A 14,925-nucleotide genomic window follows, 5' to 3' on the forward strand; every position below is an offset into this window, starting at 1 on the left:
CCGCCCCGTTCTAGGGAGAGCCTGTGACGCCTGCCGACCTCGCCGCTCGACTCGGCATCCCCAGCGGGCCGCTGTTCTTCCCCGTCACCGCCTACGCCCCCGACGGCGCGGTCGACCTCGACGTCTACCGCGCGCATGTGCGCCGCGGGGTGGAGGCCGGCGCCGCCGCCGTCTTCGCCTGCTGCGGCACCGGCGAGTTCCACGCGCTGACGCCGGAGGAGTTCCAGGAATGCGTACGGGCCGCCGTCGAGGAGGCCGCGGGCCGGGTGCCGGTCGTCGCCGGGGCCGGCTACGGCACCGCCCTCGCCGTGCGCTACGCGCGCCTCGCCGAGGAGGCCGGCGCCGACGGACTGCTCGCCCTGCCGCCCTACCTCGTGCTCGCCGGGCAGGAGGGGCTGCTGCGGCACTACCGGGAGCTGGCCGCAGCCACCGCGCTCCCCGTGATCGTCTACCAGCGCGACAACGCCGTGTTCACCCCGCAGACCGTGGTCGAACTGGCCCGCACGGACGGGATCGTCGGGCTCAAGGACGGCCTCGGCGACCTGGACCTCATGCAGCGGATCGTCAGCGCCGTCCGCACCGAAGTGCCGGGAGACTTCCTCTACTTCAACGGACTGCCGACCGCCGAGCAGACCCAGCTCGCCTATCGCGCCCTCGGCATCACGCTCTACTCCTCGGCCGTGTTCTGCTTCGCCCCCGAGATCGCCCTCGCCTTCCACACGGCACTCGGGTCCGGCGACGACACCACCGTCCGCCGCCTGCTCGACGGCTTCTACCGGCCGTTCGTCGAACTGCGCGCCCAGGGACGCGGATACGCCGTCGCCCTGGTCAAGGCCGGGGTGCGGCTGCGCGGGCTGGACGTCGGGGAGGTCCGGCCCCCGCTGCACGAGCCGACCGAGGATCATGTCAAGCAGCTCGCCCTGGTGATCGAGCGCGGATACGCGCTGCTTGAGGAGGACGGAAAGTGAAGGCGTCGGCATTCGTCTACCCCTGGGACATCAACGCGGACCCGGAGGCGGCCGGGCGGATCGCCGCCCTCGGCGTGCGGCAGGTGACGCTGGCCGCCGCCTACCACTCCACCCGCGCCCTGACCCCCCGCCACCCGCGCCACCGCATCGTCACCGCCGAGCACGCCGCCGTGCTCTACCCCACGGACGACCGCTGGCAGGGCCGGGAGCTGCGCCCGTACCCGGCCGGCGACTGGGCGCCCGGCGACGCCTTCGGCGAGGCGGCGGAGGCCCTGACCGACGCGGGCCTGGAGGTGCACACCTGGGTCGTGCTCGCGCACAACTCCCGCCTGGGCGCCGAACATCCGGGGACCTCCGTCGTCAACGCCTACGGCGACCGCTACCCGTGGGCCCCCTGCATCGCACAGCCCGCCACGCGCGCGTACCTGATCGACCTCGCCGCCGAGGCCGCCGTACGGCCCGGCGCGCACGGCACCGAGCTGGAGTCCCTCGGCTGGTACGGACTCGCCCATCTGCACGCCCACGACAAGACCGGCGGGGTCGGGCTCGGCGAGGCCGGGCAGTACCTGATGTCGCTCTGCTTCTGCCCCGCCTGCCGGGCGGGCTACGGCGAACAGGGCCTGGACGCCGACGAGTTGGCGGCGGTCGTACGGGCCGCGCTGGAGCCGCTGTGGCAGGGGGCGGCCGCCGACGACGGCTGGGCGGACGTCGAGAAGCTGCTCGGGGCGGGCAACGCGGCCGCCACGCGCGCGTGGCGCGACGGCACCGCCCGTGCGCTCCAGGAGGCGGCCGTCGCCGCGGTCCGTGCCGCCGCGCCGGCCGGCTTCCAGGTGCTGCTGCACGCCGACCCGGTGCCGTACCACTGCGGGGCGAACGCCGGGGTGGACCCCGCGCACATCCTGTCCGTCGCGGACGGTGTGGTCGTACCGTGCACGGGCGGCCCCGGCCTGCTGACGCCGTTCGCGCAGCAGGGCCGCGGGGTCCTCGCCGCCAACTTCGCCGTGGTCTCCGGAATGGGCGGCAGCCCGGCCACGCTGGCCGCGGACGCGGCACGCGCGCGTGACCTCGGGGCGACGGAGCTGCGGCTGTATCACGCCGGGCTGGCCTCGGACGGGGACCTGGAGCTGGTGCGCGCCGCGCTCTGAAACGCCGTCACCAGGAGCGCCGCCCCCGCCACCGCCAACAGCGGCCGGTGGTCGACCAGTTCGACGAGTACCGCGCCCACGGCCAGCCCGACGACGTTCGGGGTGAAGATCAGCGTGTGGGCGGTGGCGGTGACCCGGCCCAGCAGCGCGGCGGGCGTCTCGCCCTGTACGTGCGTCAGCGCGGCGATCAGCACACAGGGCAGCCCCGCGCCGATCGCCGCGCTGCACACCAGGGCCACCGCATCGGACGGCACCGCCCGCAGGGCCACGGCGACGCCCAGCAGAGCGATGCCGTACGCCGCGAACCGGTGCGCGCCGAGCCGGCGCAGGGCGGGCCCGGAGAGCAGCCCGACGGCCACCGAGCCGGCGCCCTGGACGGCGTACAGCACGCCCACGTACGCGGGGGAGTGGCCGAGGGCGTCGACGACGGCGTAGATCATCGTGCCGTTGAGGCCCGCGAGGAGCATGGTGGTGCCGCCCGCCAGGACCAGCCGCCGGGTGGGCGGGCTCGACCACAGGTAACCGACGCCCTCGGCGGTCTGCGCGCGCCAGTGGACCGTGGACGGCTCGGGCCTGTTCTCCCGCACGCGCAGGCAGGAGTACAGCGCGGCGGCCGCCACGAAGGTGACCGCGTCCAGGAGGGCCACGCTCGGGCCGCCGTACGCCGCGTAGAGGGCGGCGCCGGCCGGTGGGGCAAGGATCTTCATGCCCTCGCCGGCCGTCATGCACAGTCCGTTGAAGTCGCCGAGCAGCGGCTTGGGCACGGCGGAGGCGACGAGCGCGGACTCGGCCGCGTCATGGACGACGCCCGCCGCGCCGTACACGAACAGCACCGCGAAGAGGAGCCAGAGGCCGTCGCGGGAGCCGACGGTGAGGAGGGTGAGCAGCAGGGCGGCCAGCAGCAGGTTCACTCCGATGAGCAGCGGCCGGCGGCGGGTGCGGTCGGCGAGCGTGCCCAGCAGGGGGCCCGCCAGGGTGGGCGCCCACATCGCCAGCATGCACAGCGCGGCGAGCCCGTCCGAACCGGTGAGGTCCTTGACCCACACGCCCGACACCAGCCACAGCGCCGAGGTGCCGAAGCCGGAGATCACGACGCCGGCGAGAGAGAGCCCGGCGGTGCGGTCGCGCAGGACGGTCCAAGTTGTCTTCATGCCTGGTCATCGTGCGGCTAAGGACCTGGGGCGGGGATGGGGCAGGTGCCGTAGATCCGAGGTTCCCCGGGGCGTGGGCGATGAGTTTTCGGGGTGGGGACAGTCCACCCTTCACGACCACCCCGGAACTCTGAGGAGCACCGCATGACGGATCGGATCATCGACCTCGGACCCCAGACCCGAGTCCTGGCGCGCCTGGCCGAAGGCGTGACCGACGAGCAGTTGACGGGCGCCACTCCGTGTCCGGAGATGCGGCTGCGCAACCTGCTGGGACATCTGCTGGGCCTGTCCGTCGCCTTCCGTGACGCCGCCCGCAAGGATCTCGGCGTCACCACCGACACCAGCCCCACCGACGCCGTCCCCGACATCGGCCCCGGCTGGCGCGAGGAGCTGCCCAAGGTGCTGGACGAGCTCGCCGAGGCATGGAAGGACCCGGACGCCTGGACCGGCATGACCCGGGCCGGCGGCGTGGACCTGCCCGGCGCGATCGCCGGTGCCGTCTGCGTCGACGAACTCGTCATCCACGGCTGGGACCTGGCCCGCGCCACCGGCCAGGCGTACGAGCCCGACCCGGCCGCGCTCCAGGCGACGTACGACTTCCTCCTCGCCGCCGTCGACGACCCCGGCCGGGGCGCCATCTTCGGCCCGGTCGTGCCGGTGCCGGAGGACGCGCCGCTGCTCGACCGGGCGGTGGGGCTCAGCGGACGGGAACCGGGGTGGACAGCGCGGCCATAAGCAGAGGCGAGTGCGGGGGGCCGCGATCTAGCCTCCCCGCATGTCTCTCACGCTGACCGTCCTCGGTACCGCCTCCCCGCACCCCGCCCCCGACCGCCCCTGCTCCGGCCATCTGCTGCGCGGCGGGGGCGCCGAGGCGTGGGTGGACGCCGGTACCGGAACCTTCGCGGAGTTGCAGCGGCACACCGATCCGGCACGGCTCGACGCCATCTGGATCTCCCATCTGCACGCGGATCACATGGCCGATCTCGGCGCCGCCTTCTACGCCTTCGCCTACGGCGGGCTCACCCCGCCCGCGCCGATCCCGGTGTACGCGCCGCGCGGCTGCGCCCAGCGCCTCGCCGGGTTCTTCGGACGGCCGGATGCCCAATTCCTTGACGCTGTTTTTGAGTTCCGGCCCCTCTACGACGGCTACCTCGTCCGGCATGGCGATCTGTCGCTCACCGCACGCGAAGTCGTGCACGACGTCGAGGCCTTCGGGCTGCGCGCCGAGTCCGGCGGGCGCGTACTCGCCTACTCCGGGGACTCCGGCCCCTGCGCCGCGCTGGCCGGACTCGCCGACTCCGCCGACCTGTTCCTGTGCGAGGCCGACATCGACGTACATCGCGAAGGCGAACAGGTGCATCTGACGCCCGAGGAGGCCGGAACCACCGCCCGTGCGGCGGGCGTTCGGCAGCTGCTCGTCACGCACGTCGGGCCCACCCTCACCCCCGAGGACGCCACCGCCCGCGCCGCCTCGGCCTTCGGCGGACCCACCGCCACCGCACGGGTGGGCGAGGTGCACGCCGTCTGAACTTCCTTTGTCAGAAGCATTGACGAAACACGGAGGCGCTCCTACCTTCATCGCGTCGTACTTCGTACGTCATATATGAGACGCGATACGTGAGATCCGATACGCGATTCGACCCGAATCGCGAGATCCGAGAGGCGCGCATGACCTCTGTGCCCACGCCGATCCCCTCCCGCACGCAGTATGTGCTGGAGGAGATCAAACGCCGTATCCTCACCGGGCAGTTGACGCCCGGGCAGGCCCTGGTCGAGACCGAGCTGGCCGCGCAGTTCGGGGTGTCCAAGACCCCGGTGCGCGAGGCGCTGAAGACCCTGGCCGGCACCGGGCTCGTCATGATGAGCCAGTACAAGGGCGTCACGGTGCGCATGGTGGACGCGGACATGGCGCGCGAGGTCTACGACGTGCGGCTGCTCCTGGAGCCGGAGGCGCTGAAGCGGGCCGTGCGCCGAGGGGCCTCCCTCGACGCCGCCCGGGACGCGCTGACCCGGGCCGACGCCGCCACCGACACCGCCGAACGCTCCCTGGCCAACCGGGAGTTCCACCGCGCCCTGTACCTGCCCTGCGGCAACCCGCTGCTCGGCCGCATGCTCGACGAGGTCCGCGATCAGGCCGCCCTGGTCTCCGCCGTCGCCTGGGCCGCCTCGCCCTCCTGGGAGCGGGAGGCCGGTGAGCACCGCGAGATCCTGCGGCTCGCCCTCGACGGCGACGCGGACGGCGCGGCACGCGCCCTCCACGCCCATATCGCGTCGTTCGTGCAACGGGCCTTCCCGGAAGCGGAGTCCGAGGCCCAGGGAGAGGACGGTCAGGCATGACAACGACGTTCGAGACCCAGCGGGCGGCCCTGGCCGACGTGGTGTCGATCCCGGTGACCCCGTTCGCCGAGGACGGCAGCATCGACCAGGACGCCCACCGGGCCCTGCTGCGTCGTCTCCTCGACGGAGGGATCAGGACCCTCACCCCCAACGGGAACACCGGCGAGTTCTACGCCCTCACCCCGCAGGAGCGGCAGCTCGTCACCGAGATGACGATCGACGAGGTCGGCGACCGGGCCGTGATCCTGGTCGGCGTCGGCCACGACGTGCCGACCGCCGTCGCCTCCGCACGGCACGCCCGTGAGCTGGGCGCGGCGATGGTGATGGTCCACCAGCCCGTTCACCCCTACGTCTCGCAGAGCGGCTGGGTCGACTACCACCGCGCCATCGCCGAGTCGGTGCCCGAGCTCGGTGTCGTGCCGTACATCCGCAACGCGCAGCTCGACGGCGCCCGGCTCGCCGAACTCGCCGACGACTGCCCGAACGTCATCGGCGTGAAGTACGCCGTACCGGACGCGGCCCGGTTCGCCGGCTTCGCCCGGGACGCGGGTCTGGAGCGCTTCGTCTGGGTGGCCGGGCTCGCCGAGCCGTACGCCCCCTCCTACTTCTCGGCCGGCGCCACCGGCTTCACCTCCGGCCTGGTGAACGTCGCCCCGGCCGTTTCGCTGAACATGATTGAAGCGCTTCGCTCCGGCGACTACCCGGCCGCCATGAAGGTCTGGGAGCAGATCCGCCGCTTCGAGGAGCTGCGCGCCGCCAACGCCTCCGCCAACAACGTCACCGTCGTCAAGGAGGCCCTCGCCTCCCTCGGCCTGTGCCGCCGCGAGGTCCGCCCGCCCAGCAGGCCGCTGCCCGAGAGCGAGCGCGCGGAGGTCGCCGCGATAGCCGCCGGGTGGTCGATATGACCGGCCACAAGCGCCCGGAGGAGCTCAGAAGCCACCAGTGGTACGGCACCGAGGGCCAGTTGCGCACCTGGTCGCACAACGCCCGTATGCGCCAGCTCGGATACGAGGCGGAGGAGTACCGGGGCCGCCCGGTGATCGCCGTCCTCAACACCTGGTCCGACATCAACCCCTGCCATGTCCATCTGCGCGAGCGCGCCGAGGCGGTCAAGCGGGGGGTGTGGCAGGCCGGGGGCTTCCCGCTCGAATTCCCGGTCTCCACACTCTCGGAGACGTACCAGAAGCCGACCCCGATGCTCTACCGCAACCTCCTCGCGATGGAGACGGAGGAGCTGCTGCGGTCGTATCCGGTCGACGCGGCGGTGCTGCTCGGGGGCTGCGACAAGTCGACCCCGGCGCTGCTCATGGGCGCCGCCTCCGCCGACGTACCGTCGATCTTCGTGCCCGCCGGGCCGATGCTCCCCGGGCACTGGCGCGGCGAGACCCTCGGGTCCGGCACCGACATGTGGAAGTACTGGGACGAGCACCGCGCGGGCAATCTGACGGACTGTGAACTGCGCGAGCTGCAAGGCGGGTTGGCGCGCTCTCCCGGTCACTGCATGACCATGGGGACCGCCTCCACGATGACCGCGGCGGCGGAGACCCTCGGCATGACGCTGCCGGGCGCCTCCTCGATCCCGGCCGTCGACTCCGCGCACGAGCGGATGGCCGCCGCCTCCGGGCGCCGCGCCGTGGAGCTCGCCTGGACCGGGCTGGGGCCCTCCGAGATCCTCACCCGCGAGGCCTTCGAGGACGCCGTCACCACGGTGCTCGGGCTCGGCGGCTCCACCAACGCGGTCATCCATCTGATCGCGATGGCGGGGCGCGCGGGCATCAAGCTCACTCTCGACGACTTCGACCGCATCGCCCGCACGGTCCCGGTCCTGGCCAACGTCCGGCCCGGCGGCCAGACGTACCTCATGGAGGACTTCCACTTCGCCGGCGGCCTGCCCGCCTTCCTCTCGCGGATCACCGACCTGCTGCACCTGGACCGGCCGACGGTCAACGGCACCCTGGGCGGGCAGATCGCGGACGCCGTCGTGCACGACGACGACGTCATCCGCACCCGCGAGAACCCGGTCGCGAGCGAGGGCGGGGTCGCCGTCCTGCGCGGCAACCTCTGCCCGGACGGCGCCGTCATCAAGCACATCTCCGCCGAACCGCACCTGCTCAAGCACACCGGCCCGGCGGTCGTCTTCGACGACTACAGGACGATGCAACGCACCATCAACGACCCGGAGTTGAACATCACCGCCGACTCCGTGCTGGTGCTGCGCAACTCCGGACCCAAGGGCGGCCCCGGCATGCCCGAGTACGGGATGCTGCCCATCCCCGACCACCTGCTGAAGCAGGGCGTGCGGGACATGGTGCGGATCTCCGACGCCCGGATGAGCGGCACCAGTTACGGCGCCTGCGCGCTGCACGTGGCGCCGGAGTCGTACATCGGCGGACCGCTCGCCCTCGTCCGCACCGGTGACCAGATCACCCTGGACGTCGAGGCGCGCAGCCTTCAACTCCACGTGGACGACGAGGAGTTGGAGCGGCGCAGGGCCGAGTGGACGCCGCCGCCCGTGCGTTACGAGCGCGGCTACGGCGCCCTCTACAACGAGCAGATCACCCAGGCCGACACCGGCTGCGACTTCGAGTTCCTCGCCCGGCCGGGCAAGGTGCAGGACCCGTACGCGGGCTGAACAACGCTCGGCCGAAGCCCAACTTTTTGGCCGAGATACCGAACAGCAACCGGCAAGCGCTTCACCCGCACTAGATCGGAGAACAGTCATGGCCCAAGCCGCAGCCGTGGCGAAACCGCCCGCGCCACCGAGGCGGCGCCGAACCTCCGCCACGCCCCGCAGGCTCCCGTACCTGCTGATCGCTCCCGCCGCCCTGCTCATGCTGGGCTTCATCGCCTACCCGGTCATCAGCGTCTTCTACTACAGCCTGCAGAACTACAACCCCACCAAGCCGTGGCGGAACGGCTACGCGGGCTTCGACAACTTCGTCCACGCCTTCACCGACGACCCGCTGTTCTGGGACACGCTGGTCTTCAGCGCCAAGTGGGTCTTCGTCGAGGTCGGACTGCAGCTGCTGTTCGGTCTCGCCCTGGCCCTCATCGTCAACCAGACCTTCGCCGGCCGGGCGCTGGGCCGCGCCCTGGTCTTCTCCCCGTGGGCCGTCTCCGGCGTACTGACCTCCGCGATCTGGGTGCTGCTCTACAACTCCCAGACGGGTATCACCCGTTACCTCGCGGACATGGGCATCGGCACCTACGGCACCAGCTGGCTGTCGGACACCTCCACCGTGTTCCCGGCGGCGATCGTCGCCGACCTGTGGCGCGGTGTCCCCTTCTTCGCGATCCTCATCCTCGCCGACCTCCAGTCCGTCTCCAAGGACCTGTACGAGGCGGCCGAGGTCGACGGGGCGAGCAAGCTCAAGCAGTTCTGGCACATCACGCTGCCCCATTTGAAGGACGCCATCATCCTGTCCACGCTGCTGCGCGCGGTGTGGGAGTTCAACAACGTCGACCTGCTCTACACCCTCACCGGCGGCGGACCCGCGGGCGAGACGACCACACTCCCGTTGTACATCGCCAACACCAGCGTCGACGCCCACAACTTCGGCTATGCGTCGGCCCTGACCACCGTCGCGTTCGTGATCCTGCTCTTCTGCTCGATGGTCTATCTGCGGCTGAGCAAGTTCGGAGGTGACAGCAAGTGAGCGTCAAGGAAGCCACCCCCCTCGTGCCCGCTGCCCGGAAGACCCCACCGCCCCCTGGCCCGAAGAGCAGGCACCGCGCCTGGGACGAGGTCCCGCGCTGGCAGATCTATCTGCCGCTCGGCATCTATCTGCTCTTCACCCTGATCCCGTTCTACTGGATCCTGCTCTTCGCGCTCCGCCCGGCCGGCTCGACCTCGCTCCTGCCCTGGCCGATGACCTTCGACCACTTCGAGAAGGTCTGGAACGAGCGGAGCTTCGGCACCTACTTCCAGAACAGCGTCCTCGTCGGCGTGGCCACCCTGGTCATGACGACGATCGTCGCCCTGGCCGGCGGCTACGCCCTCGCCCGCTTCGACTTCAAGGTCAAGAAGGCGTTCATGCTGGGGCTGCTCTGCTCCCAGTTCGTACCGGGCGCGCTGCTGCTGGTGCCGCTGTTCGAGATCTTCGCCGAGCTCCAGATGATCAACTCGCTGGGCAGTGTCATCCTCGCGGAGACCGTGTTCCAGCTGCCGCTGTCGATCATCCTGATCAGCAACTTCATCAAGAACGTGCCCTACTCGCTGGAGGAGGCCGCCTGGGTCGACGGCTGCGGGCGGTTCACCGCCTTCCGCATCGTCGTACTCCCGCTGCTGCGACCGGGGTTGATCGCCGTCGGCTCCTTCGCCTTCGTGCACTCCTGGAACCACTTCCTGTTCGCCCTGATGTTCCTGAACAACCAGGAGAAGCAGACCATCCCGGTCGGCCTCAACACCCTGATGAGCGCGGACAGCGTCGACCTCGGCGCGCTCGCCGCGGGCGGCATCATCGCGGCCGTGCCCGTGGTCATCGTCTTCGCCTTCATCCAGAAGTGGCTGATCACGGGCTTCAGCGCGGGGGCGGTGAAGGGATGAGAAGGCATTCCTTGATCGTGCCTCTCGCCGTGCTGGTGACGCTCGGCGTCCCCGCCCACGCCGAGGACCGCGACATCAGCCGCGACACCCTGCCCGCGTACGACGGCTGGGCGGCGTACGGCTCCGGCACCACCGGAGGCTCGGCCGCCGACGACGCCCATGTCTTCACGGTCACCGACCGGGCCGGCCTGGTCCGCGCCCTCGACGGCGGCAGCGACACCCCGAAGATCATCAGGATCGCCGGGACGATCGACGCCAACACCGACGCCGACGGCGACCACCTGTCCTGCGCCGACTACGCCACCGACGGCTACGACCTGAAGCAGTACCTGGCCGCCTACGACCCCCGCACCTGGGGCTCGGCCAGGCCCAGCGGCCCCCAGGAGCAGGCCCGCCAGGCCTCGGCCGCCCGCCAGGCCGAACGCGTCGAGCTCGCCGTCGGCTCCAACACCACGATCGTCGGCCTCGACGGCGCCGTCCTGAAGGGCGCGAGCCTCCAGGTCAAGGACGCGACCAACGTCATCGTCCGCAACCTCGAACTGCGCGACGCCTACGACTGCTTCCCCGTCTGGCAGCCCAACACCGGCGGCCTCGGCGACTGGAAGACCGCCTACGACAACATCTGGCTGCGCGGCGCCACCCACGTCTGGGTCGACCACGTCACCGTCAGCGACAAGGGCCACCCGGACGAGAAGGAACCCACCTACTTCGGCCGCAACTACCTGCGCCACGACGGGCTGCTCGACATCACAGGCGGCTCCGACCTGGTCACCGTCTCCTGGAGCTGGTTCGCCGACCACGACAAGGCGATGCTCATCGGCAACAGCGACTCGGCCACCGGCGACCGCGGCAGGCTCCGGGTCACCCTGCACCACAACGAGTTCGAGTCCGTCGTCCAGCGCACACCGAGGGTCCGCTTCGGCCAGGTGCACCTCTACAACAACCGCTACGAGGTCACCGACGGCCACCGCTACTCGATCGGCGTGTCGACCGAGTCCGCCCTGCGCGCCGAGAACAACGCCTTCACCACCCCCGGCCACATCGAGGCCGCCGACCTGGTCAAGAGCTGGAACGGCAGCGCCCTGCACACGAGCGGCAACGTCTTCAACGGCTACCCCGTCGACCTGCTGACCATCTACAACGCCTACAACTCCGGCAGCGAACGCGATCTCACGGCGGACGTCGGCTGGACACCTACCCTGCACACGAAGATCGACAGCGCCGAGACCGCCGACCGAGCGGTGGCACACGGCGCGGGCGCAGGGAGGATCCCATGACCGTACCCATCGTTCTCGCGGGCGCACGCGGCCACGGCCGCTGGCACCTGGACAACATCAGCCGCCTCCAGAACAAGGGGGTCCTGCGGCTGGCCGGCATCTGCGAGCTCACCCCGCTGACCGCCGACGAGCTGCCCGAAGGTCTCGGTGCGCCCGAGCAGTCCGCGGACTTCGGCGCCCTGCTCGACGCCACCGGCGCGCGGATCGCGGTGATCTGCACCCCCATCCCCACCCACACCGACCTCGCCCTGACGGCCGCCGCCAGGGGAGTGCACCTGCTGCTGGAGAAGCCGCCCGCGCCCTCCTACGCCGAGTTCCGCCGGATGGCCGACGGGGTCGCCGCGGCCGGGGTCGCCTGCCAGATCGGCTTCCAGTCGCTCGGCTCGCACGCGCTGCCCGCGATCCGGACCCTGATGGCCGAGGGCGCCGTCGGCGAGGTCGTCGGCATCGGCGGCGCCGGCGCCTGGGCGCGCCCCGAGGCCTACTACCGGCGGGCACCCTGGGCGGGCAGACGCCGGCTGAACGGCGTCGACGTCATCGACGGCGCGCTGACCAACCCGCTCGCACACGCCGTCGCCACCGCCCTCGCCCTCGGCGGCTCCACCCGCGCCGAGGACGTCACCGAGGTCGAGACCGAGCTGCTGCGCGCCAACGACATCGAGACCGACGACACCTCCTGCGTCCGCGTCTCCACCGCACAGGGCCACCCCGTCACGGTCGCCGCCACCCTGTGCGCCGAGCACCCGGACGAGCCGTACGTCGTCGTGCACGGCAGCCGCGGCCGGATCACCTTCTGGTACAAGCAGGACCGCGTCCTGCTCCAGCGCGCCGACCACGGCCCCGAGGAGCACGAGTACGGCCGTACCGACCTGCTGGAGAACCTCGTCGCGCATCTCACCGACGGCACCGACCTGCTCGTCGTGCCGGAGGAGACCGGCGCCTTCATGAAGGTCGTCGAGGCGATCCGGGTGGCCCCCGACCCCGCCCCGCTGCCCGCCGGTTCCTGGCAGCTGCTGCCCGGCGAACAGCGCCGGGTCGTGCCCGGCATCGACGGCCTGGTCGCGGCCGCCGCCGACACCCTCGCCCTCTACTCCGAGCTGGGCGCCCCCTGGGCACTCCCCGGCGCTCTCAGAAAAGAGGTGAGCACATGATGACGGCCAACGACGCCCCGGTCCTCAGGATCGCGGCCCGCCCGGTCGCCCGGTACATCACCCGTCCCGAACTGCCGGAGCGGCTCTCCCCCCGCCCGTACCTGCACCCCGTGACCACCCTGGCCGGTACGGCGGTCACCGAGCTGAGCCCCGCCGACCACGCACACCACCTCGGCGTCGGTGTCGCCGTTCCCGACGTCGAGGGACACAACTTCTGGGGCGGGCGCACCTTCGTCCGCGACCGGGGCCCCACCGAGCTGGCCAACCACGGCGCCCAGCGCCACGCCGGCTTCCAGCTGCGCGACCCCGACGGCTTCGTGGAGGAGCTGCGCTGGGTGGCCGCCGGCGGTGAGCTGCTGCGCGAGCGCCGCACGGTCGCGGTCACCGAACTGACCGACACGGCCTGGGCGCTGGACTTCACCTTCTCGCTGACCAACGTCACCTCCGGCCCGCTGTCCATCGGCAGCCCGGCCACCAACGGGCGCCCCGGCGCCGCCTACGGCGGCTTCTTCTGGCGGGCCCGCAAGGAGGCGACGGCACCGGAGGTCTTCAGCGCCGACACCGAGGGCGAGACGCAGGTGCACGGCAGGCCCGCCGACTGGCTCGCGCTGGCCGGTTCCACCTGGACGCTGGTCTTCGCCGGTGCCACCGAACGGACCCGGCAGGACCCGTGGTTCGTGCGCACCGCCGAATACCCGGGCGTGGGCTCGTCGTTGGCCCACACCGAGCGGCTGCCGATCGAGCCCGGCGACACGGCCGTACGACGGATCGTGACCGTGGTCGCCGACGGCAGGCTCGACCGGGACGAGGCCGCCGCCCTGGTCCGCAAGGCGGTGAGCCCGTGACCAGCTACGCCAACCCCGTACTGAACGCCGACTGGTCCGACCCGGACGTCGTCCGCGTCGGCGACGACTTCTACCTCACCGCCTCCAGCTTCGGCCGCGTGCCCGGCCTGCCCCTGCTGCACTCCCGGGACCTGGTCAACTGGACCCTGGTCGGCCACGCCCTCGAACGCCTGGAACCCGCCGCCGAGTTCCGCACCCCGCGCCACGACTGCGGGGTCTGGGCCCCCTCCCTGCGCCATCACAACGACCGCTTCTGGATCTTCTGGGGCGACCCCGACCAGGGCATCTACCAGGTCAACGCCCCCGAGATCAGAGGCCCTTGGAGCCGCCCGCACCTGCTGAAGGCGGGCAAGGGCCTGATCGACCCCTGCCCCCTGTGGGACGAGGAGACCGGCGAGGCCTTCCTCGTGCACGCCTGGGCCAGGTCCCGGTCAGGGGTGAAGAACCGCCTCACCGGCCACCGGATGAACCCCGACGGCACCGAACTCCTCGACGAGGGCAAGGTGATCGTCGACGGCGACCGCATCCCCGGCTGGTTCACCCTGGAGGGCCCCAAGCTGTACCAGCACGACGGCTGGTTCTGGATCCTCGCCCCCGCCGGGGGAGTGGAGACCGGCTGGCAGGGCGCCTTCCGCTCCCGCGGGTTCTTCGGCCCCTACGACGAGAAGGTCGTCCTGGAGCAGCGGGACACCGACGTCAACGGCCCCCACCAGGGCGGCTGGGTGCGCACCCCGTCCGGCGAGGACTGGTTCCTGCACTTCCAGCAGCGCGGCGCCTACGGCAGGGTCGTCCACCTCCAGCCGATGCGCTGGGACGACGGCGGCTGGCCGGTGCTCGGCGACGACGGCGCCCCCGTCGCCGTGCACCGCACCCCCGACCTGCCCCCGCAGCCGCCCGCCGCGCCCGCCACCGACGACGACTTCCCCGGCGGACGGTTCGGCCGGCAGTGGCAGTGGACGGCCAATCCGCGCGACGGCTGGGCCACCCAGCACTCGGCGGACGGCCTCCGGCTGACCTGCGTCCGCTCGGCCGACGCGCACGACCTGCGCAGACTGCCGAATGTGCTCACCCAGCGGCTGCCCGGCATCCCCTCGGCGGTCGAGGTCGAACTGCGCCTGGACAGCGAGGAGCCCGGCGCGCGGGCCGGGCTCGCGGTGCTCGGGGACGCGTTCGGCTGGATCGGGTTGCAGCGGGGGGCGGACGGTTCGGTCCATCTCGTGCACCGGTTCGCGGAGGCCGTGGCCGAGAGGGAACGGGACGCCGGCCACCCGCGCCCGGCACCGGAGAACCGGGTCCGGCTGCGGATCGAGATCGCCGCCGGGGCCCGCTGCCGCTTCTCCTACGACCTCGGCGAGGGCTGGACGCCGTCCGGCCAGGTCTTCGCCGCCACCCCCTGGCGCTGGGTCGGCGCCCTGCTCGGACTGTTCGCCCTCGCGCCCGCCGGTCAGGGACACGCCGGCGCCGCCACGTTCACGCACTTCAGGATCAGCCCTCTGTAACTCGCT

General features: G+C 71.8%; 14 protein-coding genes. 13 read left to right on the forward strand and 1 reads right to left on the reverse strand.

Features of this window, described 5'->3' with window-relative positions; all coding sequences use genetic code 11:
- Nucleotides 1-23 precede the first annotated feature (23 nt).
- Together AB0Q90_RS08950 and AB0Q90_RS08955 are read left to right on the forward strand one after the other, a co-directional pair.
- A complete protein-coding gene (locus AB0Q90_RS08950; protein WP_363165634.1) occupies nt 24-968 on the forward strand; it encodes a 5-dehydro-4-deoxyglucarate dehydratase in 945 nt (314 codons plus the stop codon).
- On the forward strand, nt 965-2,113 hold the full coding sequence (locus AB0Q90_RS08955; RefSeq protein WP_363165635.1) for a hypothetical protein: 1,149 nt from the start codon (nt 965-967) through the stop codon (nt 2,111-2,113). The genes AB0Q90_RS08950 and AB0Q90_RS08955 overlap by 4 nt, the downstream gene beginning before the upstream one ends.
- Here AB0Q90_RS08955 and AB0Q90_RS08960 read toward each other — a convergent pair.
- Nucleotides 2,059-3,264 (reverse strand): MFS transporter, encoded by a 1,206-nt coding sequence (locus AB0Q90_RS08960; RefSeq protein WP_363165636.1) that lies wholly within the window; start codon nt 3,262-3,264, stop codon nt 2,059-2,061. The two genes, AB0Q90_RS08955 and AB0Q90_RS08960, sit on opposite strands and share 55 nt — an antisense overlap.
- A gap of 144 nt (nt 3,265-3,408) precedes the next feature.
- Between AB0Q90_RS08960 and AB0Q90_RS08965 the strand changes: the two genes are divergently transcribed.
- From AB0Q90_RS08965 to AB0Q90_RS09015, 11 genes are all read left to right on the forward strand, one after another.
- Nucleotides 3,409-3,999: a TIGR03086 family metal-binding protein gene (locus AB0Q90_RS08965; protein WP_363165637.1), complete on the forward strand. Its 591-nt coding sequence runs from the start codon at nt 3,409-3,411 to the stop codon at nt 3,997-3,999.
- A gap of 40 nt (nt 4,000-4,039) precedes the next feature.
- The gene (locus AB0Q90_RS08970) at nt 4,040-4,792 is read left to right on the forward strand and encodes an MBL fold metallo-hydrolase (RefSeq protein ID WP_363165638.1); all 753 of its coding nucleotides are present in this window, start codon (nt 4,040-4,042) and stop codon (nt 4,790-4,792) included.
- A 140-nt stretch (nt 4,793-4,932) separates the two neighbouring features.
- Nucleotides 4,933-5,601 (forward strand): GntR family transcriptional regulator, encoded by a 669-nt coding sequence (locus AB0Q90_RS08975; protein ID WP_363165639.1) that lies wholly within the window; start codon nt 4,933-4,935, stop codon nt 5,599-5,601.
- Complete coding sequence (locus tag AB0Q90_RS08980) at nt 5,598-6,506, forward strand: dihydrodipicolinate synthase family protein (protein WP_363165640.1); 909 nt, start codon at nt 5,598-5,600, stop codon at nt 6,504-6,506. Before AB0Q90_RS08975 ends, AB0Q90_RS08980 begins: the two co-directional genes overlap by 4 nt.
- Entirely contained in the window at nt 6,503-8,233 is a 1,731-nt protein-coding gene (gene araD, locus AB0Q90_RS08985; RefSeq protein WP_363165642.1) for an L-arabinonate dehydratase, read from the forward strand. The genes AB0Q90_RS08980 and araD overlap by 4 nt, the downstream gene beginning before the upstream one ends.
- Before the next feature lie 88 nt (nt 8,234-8,321).
- Entirely contained in the window at nt 8,322-9,257 is a 936-nt protein-coding gene (locus AB0Q90_RS08990; protein ID WP_363165643.1) for a sugar ABC transporter permease, read from the forward strand.
- A 23-nt stretch (nt 9,258-9,280) separates the two neighbouring features.
- Complete coding sequence (locus AB0Q90_RS08995; protein WP_363165655.1) at nt 9,281-10,147, forward strand: carbohydrate ABC transporter permease; 867 nt, start codon at nt 9,281-9,283, stop codon at nt 10,145-10,147.
- A complete protein-coding gene (locus AB0Q90_RS09000) occupies nt 10,144-11,424 on the forward strand; it encodes a pectate lyase (RefSeq protein ID WP_363165644.1) in 1,281 nt (426 codons plus the stop codon). The genes AB0Q90_RS08995 and AB0Q90_RS09000 overlap by 4 nt, the downstream gene beginning before the upstream one ends.
- Complete coding sequence (locus tag AB0Q90_RS09005) at nt 11,421-12,575, forward strand: Gfo/Idh/MocA family oxidoreductase (protein ID WP_363165645.1); 1,155 nt, start codon at nt 11,421-11,423, stop codon at nt 12,573-12,575. Before AB0Q90_RS09000 ends, AB0Q90_RS09005 begins: the two co-directional genes overlap by 4 nt.
- Entirely contained in the window at nt 12,575-13,420 is an 846-nt protein-coding gene (locus AB0Q90_RS09010) for a PmoA family protein (RefSeq protein WP_363165656.1), read from the forward strand. Before AB0Q90_RS09005 ends, AB0Q90_RS09010 begins: the two co-directional genes overlap by 1 nt.
- A complete protein-coding gene (locus tag AB0Q90_RS09015; protein ID WP_363165646.1) occupies nt 13,417-14,919 on the forward strand; it encodes a glycoside hydrolase 43 family protein in 1,503 nt (500 codons plus the stop codon). Before AB0Q90_RS09010 ends, AB0Q90_RS09015 begins: the two co-directional genes overlap by 4 nt.
- The last annotated feature ends 6 nt before the right edge of the window (nt 14,920-14,925 follow it).

The sequence above is a fragment of the Streptomyces sp. NPDC079141 genome (assembly GCF_040686775.1).
GTDB lineage: Bacteria > Actinomycetota > Actinomycetes > Streptomycetales > Streptomycetaceae > Streptomyces.